At 38.9% G+C, this 13,510-nt stretch carries 12 protein-coding genes; 7 read left to right on the forward strand and 5 right to left on the reverse strand.

All coding sequences use genetic code 11. The features are described from left to right. Positions 1 to 229 precede the first annotated feature (229 nt). Positions 230 to 682 (forward strand): ribose 5-phosphate isomerase B, encoded by a 453-nt coding sequence (rpiB, locus tag AABS66_RS02675; RefSeq protein ID WP_206083968.1) that lies wholly within the window; start codon positions 230 to 232, stop codon positions 680 to 682. Between the two features lie 32 nt (positions 683 to 714). Continuing rightward, positions 715 to 2,745, forward strand: a complete 2,031-nt coding sequence (tkt, locus tag AABS66_RS02680) for a transketolase (protein WP_272538630.1) — start codon at positions 715 to 717, stop codon at positions 2,743 to 2,745. 119 nt (positions 2,746 to 2,864) lie between these two features. Here tkt and AABS66_RS02685 read toward each other — a convergent pair whose 3' ends face one another. Beyond that, a complete protein-coding gene (locus tag AABS66_RS02685; RefSeq protein WP_272538631.1) occupies positions 2,865 to 3,626 on the reverse strand; it encodes an SDR family oxidoreductase in 762 nt (253 codons plus the stop codon). Positions 3,627 to 4,113: 487 nt separating this feature from the next. Between AABS66_RS02685 and fetA the strand changes: the two genes are divergently transcribed. Next, a complete protein-coding gene (gene fetA / locus AABS66_RS02690) occupies positions 4,114 to 4,764 on the forward strand; it encodes an iron efflux ABC transporter ATP-binding subunit FetA (protein ID WP_206083965.1) in 651 nt (216 codons plus the stop codon). Positions 4,765 to 4,776: 12 nt separating this feature from the next. Next, positions 4,777 to 5,553, forward strand: coding sequence for an iron efflux ABC transporter permease subunit FetB (gene fetB / locus AABS66_RS02695; protein WP_206083964.1), 777 nt, complete (start codon positions 4,777 to 4,779; stop codon positions 5,551 to 5,553). A gap of 59 nt (positions 5,554 to 5,612) precedes the next feature. Here fetB and AABS66_RS02700 read toward each other — a convergent pair whose 3' ends face one another. After that, on the reverse strand, positions 5,613 to 6,641 hold the full coding sequence (locus AABS66_RS02700; RefSeq protein ID WP_206083963.1) for a LacI family DNA-binding transcriptional regulator: 1,029 nt from the start codon (positions 6,639 to 6,641) through the stop codon (positions 5,613 to 5,615). Positions 6,642 to 6,875: 234 nt separating this feature from the next. On the opposite strand from AABS66_RS02700, the gene AABS66_RS02705 reads away from it, so the two are divergent. Continuing rightward, entirely contained in the window at positions 6,876 to 7,604 is a 729-nt protein-coding gene (locus AABS66_RS02705; protein WP_206083962.1) for an SDR family oxidoreductase, read from the forward strand. 40 nt (positions 7,605 to 7,644) lie between these two features. Further along, the gene (locus AABS66_RS02710) at positions 7,645 to 9,264 is read left to right on the forward strand and encodes an FGGY-family carbohydrate kinase (protein WP_272573339.1); all 1,620 of its coding nucleotides are present in this window, start codon (positions 7,645 to 7,647) and stop codon (positions 9,262 to 9,264) included. Between the two features lie 66 nt (positions 9,265 to 9,330). Here AABS66_RS02710 and AABS66_RS02715 read toward each other — a convergent pair whose 3' ends face one another. Then, positions 9,331 to 9,489: a hypothetical protein gene (locus AABS66_RS02715; RefSeq protein WP_272538634.1), complete on the reverse strand. Its 159-nt coding sequence runs from the start codon at positions 9,487 to 9,489 to the stop codon at positions 9,331 to 9,333. 1,276 nt (positions 9,490 to 10,765) lie between these two features. Between AABS66_RS02715 and AABS66_RS02720 the strand changes: the two genes are divergently transcribed. Next, positions 10,766 to 11,068, forward strand: a complete 303-nt coding sequence (locus AABS66_RS02720) for a hypothetical protein (protein WP_206083959.1) — start codon at positions 10,766 to 10,768, stop codon at positions 11,066 to 11,068. A 43-nt stretch (positions 11,069 to 11,111) separates the two neighbouring features. Here the strand turns inward: AABS66_RS02720 and AABS66_RS02725 are convergent, their stop codons facing one another. Beyond that, on the reverse strand, positions 11,112 to 12,005 hold the full coding sequence (locus AABS66_RS02725) for an endonuclease/exonuclease/phosphatase family protein (RefSeq protein WP_272516242.1): 894 nt from the start codon (positions 12,003 to 12,005) through the stop codon (positions 11,112 to 11,114). Positions 12,006 to 12,251: 246 nt separating this feature from the next. Next, on the reverse strand, positions 12,252 to 13,286 hold the full coding sequence (locus tag AABS66_RS02730) for a LacI family DNA-binding transcriptional regulator (RefSeq protein WP_206083958.1): 1,035 nt from the start codon (positions 13,284 to 13,286) through the stop codon (positions 12,252 to 12,254). Positions 13,287 to 13,510: the final 224 nt, after the last annotated feature.

Here is a 13,510-nt window from a genome sequence, read left to right on the forward strand (position 1 = left end):
TTCTCAAAGTGTGATTCAGAGCAAATATTCCTATAAAATCGACGTAAAATGATGACTTTGAGCTTTTTTAGCAAAAATAAGTGGATTTAAGGCCGTAGATCACAAAATAAAGCTTATTTAAACTAAAAACATATGTTCACCTATTGATTATTTGTTCATAAGATCCTATTTTCTAATCAGTACATTTGAATTGCAAATGAACTTTTGTTCAACCATAAGGATCTCAATCATGCTATCTATTGCCATTGGTGCAGACGACGCCGCATTTGAAATGAAAGATTTGATCAAACAACACCTCGCAGCGCTGAATATTCAAGTCACCGATTATTGTTTAAATACAGGGGTTAAGGATGAAATGTACCCAGATGTTGCCCATGCCGTTGCAACGGCTATTGCCCAAGGAAAACATCAGCGTGGGATACTCATTTGTGGAACAGGGATTGGAATGTCTATTGTTGCCAACAAAGTCACTGGCATTCGAGCCGCACTTTGCCACGATACCTACTCCGCAGAACGTGCCCAAAAAAGTAACGATGCGCAAATTATTACCTTTGGTGCTCGTGTCATTGGACCTGAACTCGCAAAAACTATCGTAGATACTTGGTTGGCTTCACATTATGAAGGTGGTCGCTCTGCCCCAAAAGTGGCTCGCATCAGTGAATATGAAAATGGGGAACGTTAGTTTCACGTAGACAGTTTTTCAGGAGTGTTTTCATGTACACGCAGATACAAAATCCGTTAGCAAATGCCATCCGCTTTCTTTCCATTGATGCTGTGCAAAAGGCCAATTCAGGCCATCCTGGTGCGCCGATGGGAATGGCGGATATCGCCGAAGTGCTCTGGCGGGACTACTTACAGCATAATCCTGCCGACCCAACTTGGCCAAACCGTGACCGTTTTGTCCTATCAAATGGGCATGCTTCGATGCTGCTATATAGCCTTTTACACTTAACAGGCTACGATGTTTCTATTGAAGACTTAAAACAATTTAGACAGTTGCACTCAAAAACCCCCGGCCACCCTGAACTCGGCTATACCCCTGGTGTTGAAACGACGACAGGGCCACTCGGGCAAGGTATTGCCAACGCGGTTGGAATGGCCATTGCAGAAAAAACGCTCAGTGCGACATTTAACCGCTCAGGTTTCCCTGTTGTTGACCACTTTACTTATGTTTTTTTAGGTGATGGCTGTTTAATGGAGGGGATCTCCCACGAAGTGTGCTCTCTTGCTGGCACCTTGAAACTGAATAAACTCATCGCTTTTTATGATGATAACCAAATCTCTATTGATGGAGATACCAAAGGTTGGTTTACGGATAACACCGCTGAACGTTTTGAAGCTTATGGCTGGCATGTTATTCGCCGAATAGATGGCCATTCAAGGCCTGCTATCAAAGCCGCTATTGAGCAAGCTCGCCAACAAACAGATAAGCCGACGCTAATCATTTGCCGTACGACCATCGGTTATGGTTCACCTAATAAAGCGGGAACCGCAAATTCACACGGCGCACCACTTGGTTCGGAAGAAATAGCCCTCACACGTCAACAGCTTGGATGGGAATATCCACCCTTTGAAATTCCTGGTGAAATTTATCAGTCATGGAATGCCATAGAGCGGGGTTCGGAGCAACAATTACAGTGGGAGCAAGCGATTAGAGAGTATGCAAAGCAATATCCAGAACTTGCTGAGCAACTTATTAAACGGTTATCCAATCAAACGCCACACGCGTTCACGTCTGTCATGGCAGATTACATTCAAAAATTGAATGATAACCCTGAAACAATCGCCACTCGTAAAGCATCGCAAAATACCCTCAATGTCATTGGCCCTGTTTTACCCGCATTAATCGGGGGATCCGCAGATTTAGCACCCAGCAATCTAACCTATTGGTCTGGATCAGTGCCGATTAATGAACAACCTGCGGGTAACTATATTCATTATGGTGTCCGGGAATTTGGCATGACCGCCATTGCTAACGGCATCGCATTACACGGTGGTTTTCGCCCTTATACCGCCACATTTTTGATGTTCTGCGAATACGCACAAAATGCCGTGCGAATGGCAGCATTGATGAAGTTACCCCAAGTACTTGTTTATACCCATGATTCTATTGGGCTAGGGGAAGATGGACCAACACATCAGCCAGTAGAGCAACTCGCCTCTTTACGTGCAACCCCGAATTTGTCTGTCTGGCGCCCTTGCTGCCAAGTGGAAACAGCGGTTGCTTGGCAACAAGCCATCACCAACCAACAAACACCAACTGCTTTGATCCTGTCACGGCAAAATTTACAACAACATTCCCGTACTCCCCAGCAATTAGCCCTTATTCAACGTGGGGGTTATATATTACGCAGTAATTGCCAAACCCCTGAACTGCTGCTTATTGCAACGGGCTCTGAAGTCACCTTAGCGGTTGAAGCTTGGCAATATCTCACCGAGCAAGGCTTCAAAGTGAACGTTATTTCCATGCCATCAACAGATACCTTTGATAAACAGCCCATGGACTATCAACAACATGTATTACCTAATCATGTTCGCAACCGCATTGCTATCGAAGCCAGTATCAGTGATTACTGGAGAAAATATGTCGGCCTTGATGGATTAGTTATGGGAATGAATAGTTTTGGCGAATCCGCACCTGCTGAGCAGTTATTTGATTATTTTGGCTTTACCGTGGAGAAACTTATTCAGCAATCTTTATCATTATTACAGCCTAAAGCGGTAATCAATCGCGACATTATTTAAATCTGTTATCCTACTTTGTAATTTATATTACAGGCCAAATAATAAAATCATTATTTGGCCCTTTTTAATGACTCTTATTAATAAGCGAATAACGTATATTCTCCGCATATTAAATTTAATCACTGAATGCTATACCCACCATCAATCACTAAATTATGCCCAGTGATCATATCGGAAGCATCGCTGGCTAAAAAGAGCGCGCAGGCAGCAATTTCTGACGGTTCCGCAAAACGTCTCGCTGGAATTTTTTCTTTCATTTCATCACCTTTAGGCCCTTCCCACGCTTTTTTTCCCAACTCAGTTAAGACAATAGTCGGTGAAATTGCATTAGTTTGAATACCTTTAGGGCTCCATTCTAATGCCAAAACTTGGGTTAAACCAATAATAGCAGCCTTACTCGCACAGTAGGCTGCATGCTGATCCAACGCAATGACCCCAGCCTGTGATGCCATATTGATTATTTTACCTTTTCCTTGTTTAATCATGATATTACCTGCTGCTTGGCATACAAGGAAAGTACCTTTGAGATTGACATTCATGGTCAAATCCCAGTCCTGCTCACTTAAGCTTTCTGCGGGTGCCAATGCAACAATCCCCGCGCTATTAACCGCAATATCCAATGCACCATAATGCTTTACCACCTGCTCAACCATTTGCGATACAGAATCTGAATTTGTAATATCACATTGAATACCAATAGTATTTTTCATTCCATTAGCAACATCAATGACTTTATCTGACTTATCCACCAAGGCAACTTTAGCACCTTTTTCCACATAGAGTTGTGCGATTGCCAGACCGATCCCCGCAGCGCCCCCCGTAATCAATGCAACGTTGCCATCAAGAGAGAATTGGGTATTAAAACCATTAAATTTTTTCATTTTAATTCCTTAACATCATGACGTGATATATAAGATTGGGAAATATAGATATTGAGTCTCTTTCAAAACCCTAATGACCTATAAACGTGTCGTTATTTAATTAAGATAATATATTATTATTTAAATGTTATGGCTATATCCATCATTTAAAATAAAGCGCCACATCCCATTATTTAAATAATAATAAAAGTCATAAGAACATATGTTCAAAATAAAATTTCATTTGATTATTTGTTATCTATTTTAAAATCATCCAATAATTTTTATTGCCTAAAATAACATCATATACACATAATAATCGTATTCAAACTGACCTTAAATAATCTGCCTTTACATAATGCAGTGTAAATTTCACAATAACTAGCGCATACTATTAGTTATATCTAAATTGATATCAGACAAAACTAACATGCTGATATCAGATAAAATGAAGAAATAGCTCTCATTCGCGTTAATCACGTGAATTGATTACATAGGTCATGGAAAAATGGAAAAAAACTGCTCACTACTGCAACTAAAGGATATTAGCTATTCGATTGATGGAAAAACTATTCTTGATAATGTGCAGATTAACCTACGTGCAGGTGAATTTAAATTAATCACGGGGCCATCAGGTTGCGGAAAAAGCACTTTATTAAAAATTGTAGCATCCCTAATTTCTCCAACTCAAGGAAATATCCTCTTTAACGGGCAAGACATTAATGCACTCTCTCCGGAGACCTACCGCCAGCAAGTGTCTTATTGCACCCAAACCCCCTCATTATTCGGGGCCACAGTGTATGATAATGTCGTTTTCCCTTACCAAATCAGAAAGCAGCCTTTTGATAAAACAAAAATTATCAGTGACTTACAGTATTTTTCATTACCTGAAACCATCCTTGAAAAAGGAATTAATGAGCTTTCTGGGGGCGAAAAACAGCGCATTTCATTAATTCGAAATTTACAGTTTCTTCCCCAAATTTTATTGTTAGATGAAATTACGAGTGCCCTAGATGAAGAAAATAAAGTGAAGGTGAATGAGTTAATTCACAAACTGGCTATAGAAAAAGGTATTGGAGTTTTATGGGTTACTCACGACCAAGATGAAATTGCCCATGCAAATGAAGTCATCACCCTTCCCGTTTATCTGGCTAAATAATAGGATATCATCGTGCATCAGCCTACCATTTCCAATGAGTCGCTCACTTTTTCTATCATGTTAGTCTTAGTGGCGATTTTTATTAGTCACAAAGAAAAGCTTTCTTTGGAAAAAGATATTATTTGGAGTACTTGTCGCGCTATTGTTCAATTATTGATAGCTGGTTATATTTTAAAATATATTTTTAACGTTGATCATGAACTTCTCACTGTAGCGTTGGTGCTATTTATTTGTGTCAATGCTGCGTGGAATGCCAAAAAACGTAGTAAGTATTTAGATAAAATCTATCTCACAGCCTTCGTTGCTATTACCTCAGGTACTTTCCTCACTCTACTGGTTTTAATTCTCACTAAAGCCATTGCGTTTACACCAATGCAAGTCATACCGATTACAGGGATGATTGCAGGAAATGCGATGATAGCCGTCGGGCTCTGCTTTAATAATTTAGGGCAACGATTTGCCAGCCAACAGCAGCAAATTCAAGAAATGTTAAGCCTTGGAGCAACCCCTAAAGTAGCTTCTGCATCAATCATTCGGGAAAGTATTCGCGCCTCGTTAATCCCCACGGTTGATTCGGCAAAGACTGTTGGTATTGTTAGCCTACCAGGAATGATGTCTGGATTGATTTTTGCAGGGGTCGACCCACTACAAGCCGTAAAATACCAAATTATGGTAACCTTTATGTTATTAGCCACCGCGAGTCTTTCGACAATATTAGCAGGCTATATGACCTATATTAAATTTTATAATCAACGTCATCAGTTATTGGTTGAAACTTTAAATAAATAACCCTCAGAGCCTTGTGTTGCCTGTTTTACCACAGGTAACACTTAATTTATATTTTGCATTTATCTTATACCTACAGGTAATACTTCAATCAATTGCGCCTGACTATTTCCATCATCAATCAATTTGAAAATATGATTGAGCATTGTGGGTACGTCCTGTTTTACCATCTCAATATCATTACCTAGCAACGCGACAAATGGATCCCAGTCAAAGCATCCCAAATTAGGTTGATTTTCACCTGTATACCCTTGTGTTCCTAACCAACGCATTACCCCTTCTAATGAAATAGTGGAGTTAATAAATAGGCCACCTTGGGCTATTTTTTGCAGATTTTCACTGCGTTTCTTAATAAAAGTGGACAATGCTTTTTCTGCTTTTTCAGGCGCATAGCCGCACGCTAAAATATTTTCATTTGGAACCGTAATACCCATTTCATTATGAGCATCAATGAATCCGCGTATACGTTCACGTGTATTATGGTCATGTTCACGCCCACCAATAAAAATTAGCGGCTGGTTTAATACTTGACTACGGCTTTTTTTACTTAAAATACGCTGAGTGAGTTTTTTTGCACCAAGGTAATTATCTGAAATCACTGATGCTGCTAATGTGCCTGGTAGATCTAAATTTAGTGTCGGTACGCCAGAAGATTGGCAAATTTGTGTGATTTTATCTGGGTTCGTTGCCCCTGTCGAAATCAGCCAGTCCACCTGATAAGATAACATGGTACGTGCAGCTTCTATCTCCAATTTAGGATCACGGCGCGTACAGGTAATAATCGGAAACAGCCCCCTTTCTCGTGCCATTTCTTCAAAATGTTCCACTATAGAGCCAAAGTACCGGTTATCATATTTTGGCACCAGCATACCAATGATTTTTGATTTATTGCTGCGTAGTAAGCTAGCTTGTTTATTAACTGAGTAATTTTGCTCCTGCGCAATGCGCATCACTTTTTCAGCCAATTGCGCACTAATACGCCTTTTTTGCCAATTTCCATTGAGCACAGCACTCACAGCACTCGCTGAAACACCCGCCAATTCCGCAAGGTCATAGATCGTTGTTTTCTTATTTTGTCTGATCTTTGTCACAGATTCATATCTCCATTTTTTCCTAGCTTGACACCAAAGTAAAAAAGTCGCAATACTGCTCCATCGATTGAGCAATATTGAAATTGATGAAGCATGAGTTGGTATAATGAAAAAGACTTAATATCAATCCATCCTATGCAGCCACCTTAACCATTCCCGTGACTCATTGTCATCTCATTGATTTCATTATTTTTCACTTACTTTTCCGCTAAAATCCGATTGGAGTAAATCATTATGGCTATTTCCATTGAAAACAAAGTCGCAGCAATTACGGGCGCAGCATCTGGCATTGGTCTTGAATGTGCTCGCACGCTGATCAATGCAGGTGTCAAAGTGGTTCTAATTGACCGTGCTGAAGATAGATTAAATCAACTTGTTGCTGAACTAGGCGAAAATGCGATCCCTCTAGTCATTGATTTAATGAACACAAAACAAGTCGATGGCATGCTAGATGCAATCCTCGCTAAAGCAGGCCGTTTAGATATTTTTCATGCAAATGCAGGTGCTTATATTGGTGGCCCTGTGGCAGAAGGCGATCCAGATGTTTGGGATAAAGTTTTAAATCTCAATATTAATGCTGCCTTCCGTAGTGTTCGTGCCGTTTTACCTCATTTTATTGCCCAAAAATCTGGCGATGTATTATTTACCAGCTCAATCGCAGGCGTTGTGCCCGTTATTTGGGAACCCATTTACACCGCGTCTAAATTTGCGGTTCAAGCTTTTGTTCACTCAACTCGCCGCCAAGTTTCAGAACACGGGGTTCGTGTGGGTGCCGTTTTACCAGGTCCTGTAGTCACTGCGTTATTAGATGATTGGCCAAAAGAAAAAATGGAAGAAGCACTGGCAAATGGTAGCTTAATGCAACCTATTGAAGTGGCTGAAGCGGTACTCTTTATGTTAACTCGTCCAAAACATGTCACTGTCCGTGACCTTGTCATTGTACCAAACAGTGTTGATCTGTAGCGTTTTTCTTAGTTCATAATGATTAATTTTTGGAGGTAAAATGCAACGTTCAACCCCTCAAAATGATAAAGTGGTTATAGGCATTGATGTTGGTACAGGCAGTGCACGCGCGGGTGTATTCGACATGACAGGCAAAATGTTAGCATCTGCTAAACACGATATTACACTCTACCGCGACAGTGCTCATTTCGCAGAGCAGTCTAGTAACCAAATTTGGGAGGCAGTTTGTTATTGTGTTAAGCAAGCTGTAGCAACTTCAAATATTTCACCACAACAGGTCGCAGGAATTGGCTTCGATGCAACCTGTTCACTCGTCGTGATTGGCCACGATAAACAGCCTATTTCCGTTAGCCCAAGTGCTGATCCAGACCGTAATATTATTGTCTGGATGGATCACCGCGCCACAGAACAAGCTGAACGTATTAATCAGCTAAAACATCCTGTCTTAAATTATGTGGGGGGTAAGATCTCCCCAGAAATGGAAACGCCAAAGATTTTATGGTTAAAAGAAAACCTGCCTCAATCCTATGAAAAAGCATGGCAGTTTTTTGATTTGGCTGATTTCTTAACATGGAAATCAACTGACTCGTTAGCTCGCTCAACCTGTACAGTCACCTGTAAATGGACTTATCTCGCTCATGAAAAACGTTGGGATACTGATTACTTCCATCAAATTGGTTTATCTGAACTTGCTGATGAAAAATTTGCTCGTATTGGCCAATTGATTGTTGAACCAGGCACTCCTTGCGGTTCTGGCTTAACGAACGATGCAGCAAAACAGATGGGCTTATTAGTCGGTACCCCTGTTGCATCAGGCATGATTGATGCCCATGCAGGGGGGATTGGTACAGTGGGTGTCAATGGTGATGCAACAGCCAACATGGCGTATGTTTTCGGAACCTCATCTTGCACAATGACAACGACTAAAGAGCCTGTTTTCATACCTGGTGTTTGGGGGCCTTATTACAGTGCGATGGTACCAGGTATGTGGTTAAACGAGGGTGGGCAAAGTGCCGCTGGCGCTGCGATTGATCAACTTCTTTCCCTTCACCCTGCTTGCATAAGTGCAAAAATTACCGCAAAAGAGCAAGGAAAACCACTTCCCGTCTATTTAGCTGACCTTGTGTTAGAAAAAACGGTCTCTGCATCTCAGTCTGTTGAACTCGCTGAAAAAATTCACGTTGTCCCTGAGTTTTTAGGTAACCGCGCACCATTCGCTGACCCACATGCAAGGGCGGTAATTGCAGGCCTTACCATGGACAATAGCTTAGAAAATCTGCTGTCATTTTATGTTGCTGGTGTGTGTGGTATTGGTTATGGCTTAAGGCAAATCATTGAAGCACAAGCAAAATCAGGCGCTGCAATTGAAAATATTGTGGTGAGTGGTGGCGCAGGACAGCATCCATTAATTCGCCAGTTATTAGCAGATACATGTGGCGTTCCCGTGATTTCTACACAAGCGAGTGAACCTGTTTTACTTGGTTCAGCCATTTTAGGTGCCGTCGCGGGTAAAATTTGTGATAACGTCGCCCAAGCTATGGATCAATTTAGTGAAATTGATTTAACTTATTATGCAGAGGAAAGCTATCAAACACGTCATGATTTACGTTTCGCTTCCTTCTTACAGCTTCAGCAATGTGCGAGAGAACTAAGAGGATAAACTCACATATCACCCTTTAAAGAAAGCCAATTGGCTTTCTTTATTGAGTGCTTTTCGTACACATAATTAGAAGCAATACTTGTCCCATAACGAATTCATCATTTCCATTGGTAATAAGTCATAATCCCCTTCCACAAGTGGTATGGACATCGTGACTCTTCCATTCTTATCATTATAGGCTTTCACAACAAACTTTTTATAGCCCTCTAACCGCGCATTCTTCACACGAAATACCTCTCCACAGACATAGCCTAAGTCTCCTTTGTTGGCTGTTTGTCGAATGAAATTATATTTCACATTTCGAAAAGAAGCCGATTCAGGATATGACAAATAATCCTCTACATTAGCCTTTGCCATTTTGACCAAATCAGGAGTTGGGGAATAGTTCAGAGTGACCCCCAAAATAAAAGAGCACCCCGTTAACAATAGAATTGTGAGCAATTTGATTATGTTCATATAGTTAAGCTCTCATAAACACAGTAACACATCCAATTGACCAAAATTGTTCACCACACCTTTACATAAAAGGTATGTAAGTAGATATATTTAGTTAATTGTAAGAAAGTAATAATTATTTTAATAATAGGATTGATAATCCACATAAGAATATCTTATTAGAACGCTACTATCTCTAATATCTATTATAGATAAAAATTATGGTTAGCAAAAAAATCGATTTACTCTAATCAATGCGACCAAACCCGTATTTATACTTCATTTTACCCATTACATGAGTAAGTATACCAGTATTAAACCTTGAATATAAATAGTACCTTAAAGATTAACTGTTGCAATTTGTATTTTTTATACAGCAAAGGTTTCATACTTACAGAACCAGAAACAATAATTCACCTTAACAGTTTAATACTGTTTAATATTACTTATATTGAATATATTATTAAATAATACAATGTACATAATAATGTTGCCAATTGTGAATAAACTCCAATTATGCGTAATAATACCCAGATAATGCGTAAACAAAATATCTAACATATACTCTCTTTTAATCAACCAAAATTAAAACAAGAAGAAAAAAATAGAAAAACACAATAAATTCAAATGGATAAAATTAATTGAATAATTAATTTCTTTATCAGTCAAAATATCTTTTAGGATATTTTTTATTCCTATTATTTTATATTTCTTATTAACAAAACTGCAAAACCCTCAAACCAATAATGCATAACACACTGATTATTATAAATAAAAATAAAAACATTGCAGACTGGGCTTTATTAACAGCTTGAAAAACAAAAATAAATAACAATATATTAACATAACAATCATAAGAATATTTAACTTAATTTTAATTTAAAACACTATTGCATTTTTAATATAAAGTTATTAATCCTTGTCCTGTCATATCATAAATCGCCAAAAATACAGAATATTCTTACAAACTCTAAGTATTTAACGAAAACATAAAATTATCCGACGAATATTGACAAAACAAAATTATAAAATCAGGTAATATTTTCCGCCTATAAAAGGGGATTCCATGACTAACATTCAACTACTATTGCTTGCAACAAACAATCTCACGAATAATACGGAGCTCAGCCATTCACAAGAATCCTATGTCTACCAGTATTACTACACACATGTGGCTAATCAATTTAAAAGCATTGCAGACTTCATGTCTGATTTTGTCTATAAAACGACTGATGCTATAAGTGATAACAGCTTAGTCTCTATACCCCGTGAAAAAATCTATCAAACTATTGAGGAATATCTGCTCATTGTTGAAAAGCGTTATATTGAAAGACAAAGGTTATTGAAAAACTCTATAGAAAAAAAATAAAAAAGACCCCATAAGGGGCCTAGCTTATAAACATCAAGTTTATTTATTGCTCCTGTAATTCCAACTCAGCAATAATTGGAAGATGGTCGCTAACACTCGACCATTGGAACTCTTCACTGTCAGTTGGGATCTGCATATTCTTCACATCCCATACTTGACCTTTAAATGTGAAAATATGGTCAATATCAATCGCTGGGTTTACTGCTGGCCAACTACGATAATCAACCCCTTGCTTCTCGACAGGGTTCCACATATAACGAATTTCCTGAATAGGCTGCTCATTTGCCGTGGAATTAAAGTCCCCTGCTAATATTTTTATTGAAGCCGCGATATTATCAAAACCTGTATCTGTATCACCGATACTCGCATCTAAAATATGACGAACCTGACCGATACGAATGGTCGGATCTTTTTGCCAGTCAAGGTGTGTGCCCATCACAATAATCGGTGCATCAAAACCAGGCTTAGTTATTTGAGAGATTAATACCACACGCTGCTCTGCATCACCTGATGGCAAATTAACAACTTGGGACTTATCTATTTTATATTTTGATAAAATTCCGACCCCATATTCACCACCATCGAAATCCAATGCTTTACCAAAAGCAAAATCCATCTTATTCGCTTTCGCGATTTCTTCTAGCTGATGAACTTTTTTACTGCGCGCAGTTTTATTATCAATCTCCGTTAAAACAATAACATCTGCGTCTATCTTACCAATTGCCTTACTCAAATTATCTAAATTCGCCACATCTTGAGCTAATTCATTTTTGCCAATATTGTAAGTTGCGACTTTAATGGTTGGTTTATTTGCTGTGTAGACTTTATTCGGTGTACCGCCATCTTGTACTTTTAAGACTTCAGAACCTGTTGTTGCAGCACTAACACTACAAGAAACTAAAATTGCAGTTGAAATAACAGTTTTAAGAAATTTCATGGTGACTCCCCAGTAATGACTCAATCAATTCATCGAGTAATAGACTTCTAATATGCAGGCAGTTAACCGCCCTCTTTATACATTAGCAGGGAATAAATAGGATACAGTGACCCAGCCGACAATCTTATTTCGAGATACAAAAAAACAATCCTATTTTTCATCAAAAAGTGATTTATACCACTATATCTTGTCGGCTAGAGATTAAATTTCATACTGCAACGTTAATTTAAACTGGAGAGTTATATTTTATGCACTTTGTCTGGCTTCAAACTTATAGGGAAAAATGATTTCATCTTGAGTTTCAGAAAAGTCAGTATCAGGATCGGCTAACCACTTCTGTAATTTTTTAGCCGTTTCTCGCGCCATTTTACTGTAATCAATACGGACAGATGTAAGTGATGGCTGGATATGGTCGCAATTTGATGAGCCTTCTACGCAGGCAAGCGCTAGCATTTTTGGTACTTGTATTAACCGCCTTTGACACTCAAAAAGCACACCAAGTGCTATCATTTCATGACTACAAATAACAGCTTCAAGTTCTGGTTGCCGTGTTAACATTTCACTAATCGCCTGACGGCCAAAGTCCATTGTTGCGACATACGGCGTAGTAATACTTTGTTCAGCACTTTGGTTATAAGCTAGCATCGCCTTATTCCAACCGCTCAGCTGTTGGCTTTGCATTTTGCTATCCATCTGAGCCCCGATATAGCCTATTTTTTTATAGCCTTTTTGTAGCAAAAAATGGGTTAAAAAATTAACCGCTTCGCCAATGTTACTTTTAATATTCAAAGTAACAGGATGACTGGATTCCCCAGCCACGTTAATAACTGGAATATCTAAATTTTTAAGGTAATTAAAAACGCTTTGTGAATTAACTGCACCAAATATGATCAGCGCCGCAGGGTTACTTTGTAATAAGGTCGATAAAACTTCTGATTCTTTTTTCTGCTGATAATCGTGGCTACCAATCACAACTTGATAAGTGTTTTTGTTAAGCACTTCCTGTAATGCTTGCAGAAAAACTGAACTCGCATTGTCACGCAAAGAAGGAATTAACACGGCAACAGTTCGGCTTTGCCCTGAAGCTAAAATCCCCGCGGCAGAATTTGGAATATAGCCAAGCTCCTCAACGGCTGCGTTAATTTTTTCACGCAAATTATCTGATACTAACTCAGGCGTTCGCAAAGCACGAGATACCGTCATAGAGCCAACGCCTGCGTATTTAGCGACATCCTGTAATGTCACTCGCCCTGTATTTTTTCTTTTTCGTGTTTTTTGCATGTAATACTTTTATTTAGCCTAAACTTATTATTCAACAACACTAACTTAGCACAGGTTGAATTTGTTAATCAGCTTACAAGTCTATTCATTTAGCCTTTGTTCGCAATATTTATTCAAAATGATAGCGCTATCACGAAAATGAACAAATCAGCTAGATAGCGCTACCATAGATCACTACTATTCACTCAACCATTAAAAAGATAAAAATTTAACCAACCAGGAGC

Source organism: Providencia sp. SP181, assembly GCF_050446505.1.
Lineage (GTDB): Bacteria > Pseudomonadota > Gammaproteobacteria > Enterobacterales > Enterobacteriaceae > Providencia > Providencia vermicola.

Bases quoted from the DNA above. Each gene is read 5' to 3' on its own strand.
- rpiB (WP_206083968.1), top strand. From the start codon at position 230: ATGCTATCTATTGCCATTGGTGCAGACGACGCCGCATTTGAAATGAAA.
- tkt (WP_272538630.1), top strand. From the start codon at position 715: ATGTACACGCAGATACAAAATCCGTTAGCAAATGCCATCCGCTTTCTT.
- AABS66_RS02685 (WP_272538631.1), bottom strand. From the start codon at position 3,626: ATGAAAAAATTTAATGGTTTTAATACCCAATTCTCTCTTGATGGCAAC.
- fetA (WP_206083965.1), top strand. From the start codon at position 4,114: ATGGAAAAAAACTGCTCACTACTGCAACTAAAGGATATTAGCTATTCG.
- AABS66_RS02705 (WP_206083962.1), top strand. From the start codon at position 6,876: ATGGCTATTTCCATTGAAAACAAAGTCGCAGCAATTACGGGCGCAGCA.
- AABS66_RS02710 (WP_272573339.1), top strand. From the start codon at position 7,645: ATGCAACGTTCAACCCCTCAAAATGATAAAGTGGTTATAGGCATTGAT.
- AABS66_RS02720 (WP_206083959.1), top strand. From the start codon at position 10,766: ATGACTAACATTCAACTACTATTGCTTGCAACAAACAATCTCACGAAT.
- AABS66_RS02725 (WP_272516242.1), bottom strand. From the start codon at position 12,005: ATGAAATTTCTTAAAACTGTTATTTCAACTGCAATTTTAGTTTCTTGT.
- AABS66_RS02730 (WP_206083958.1), bottom strand. From the start codon at position 13,286: ATGCAAAAAACACGAAAAAGAAAAAATACAGGGCGAGTGACATTACAG.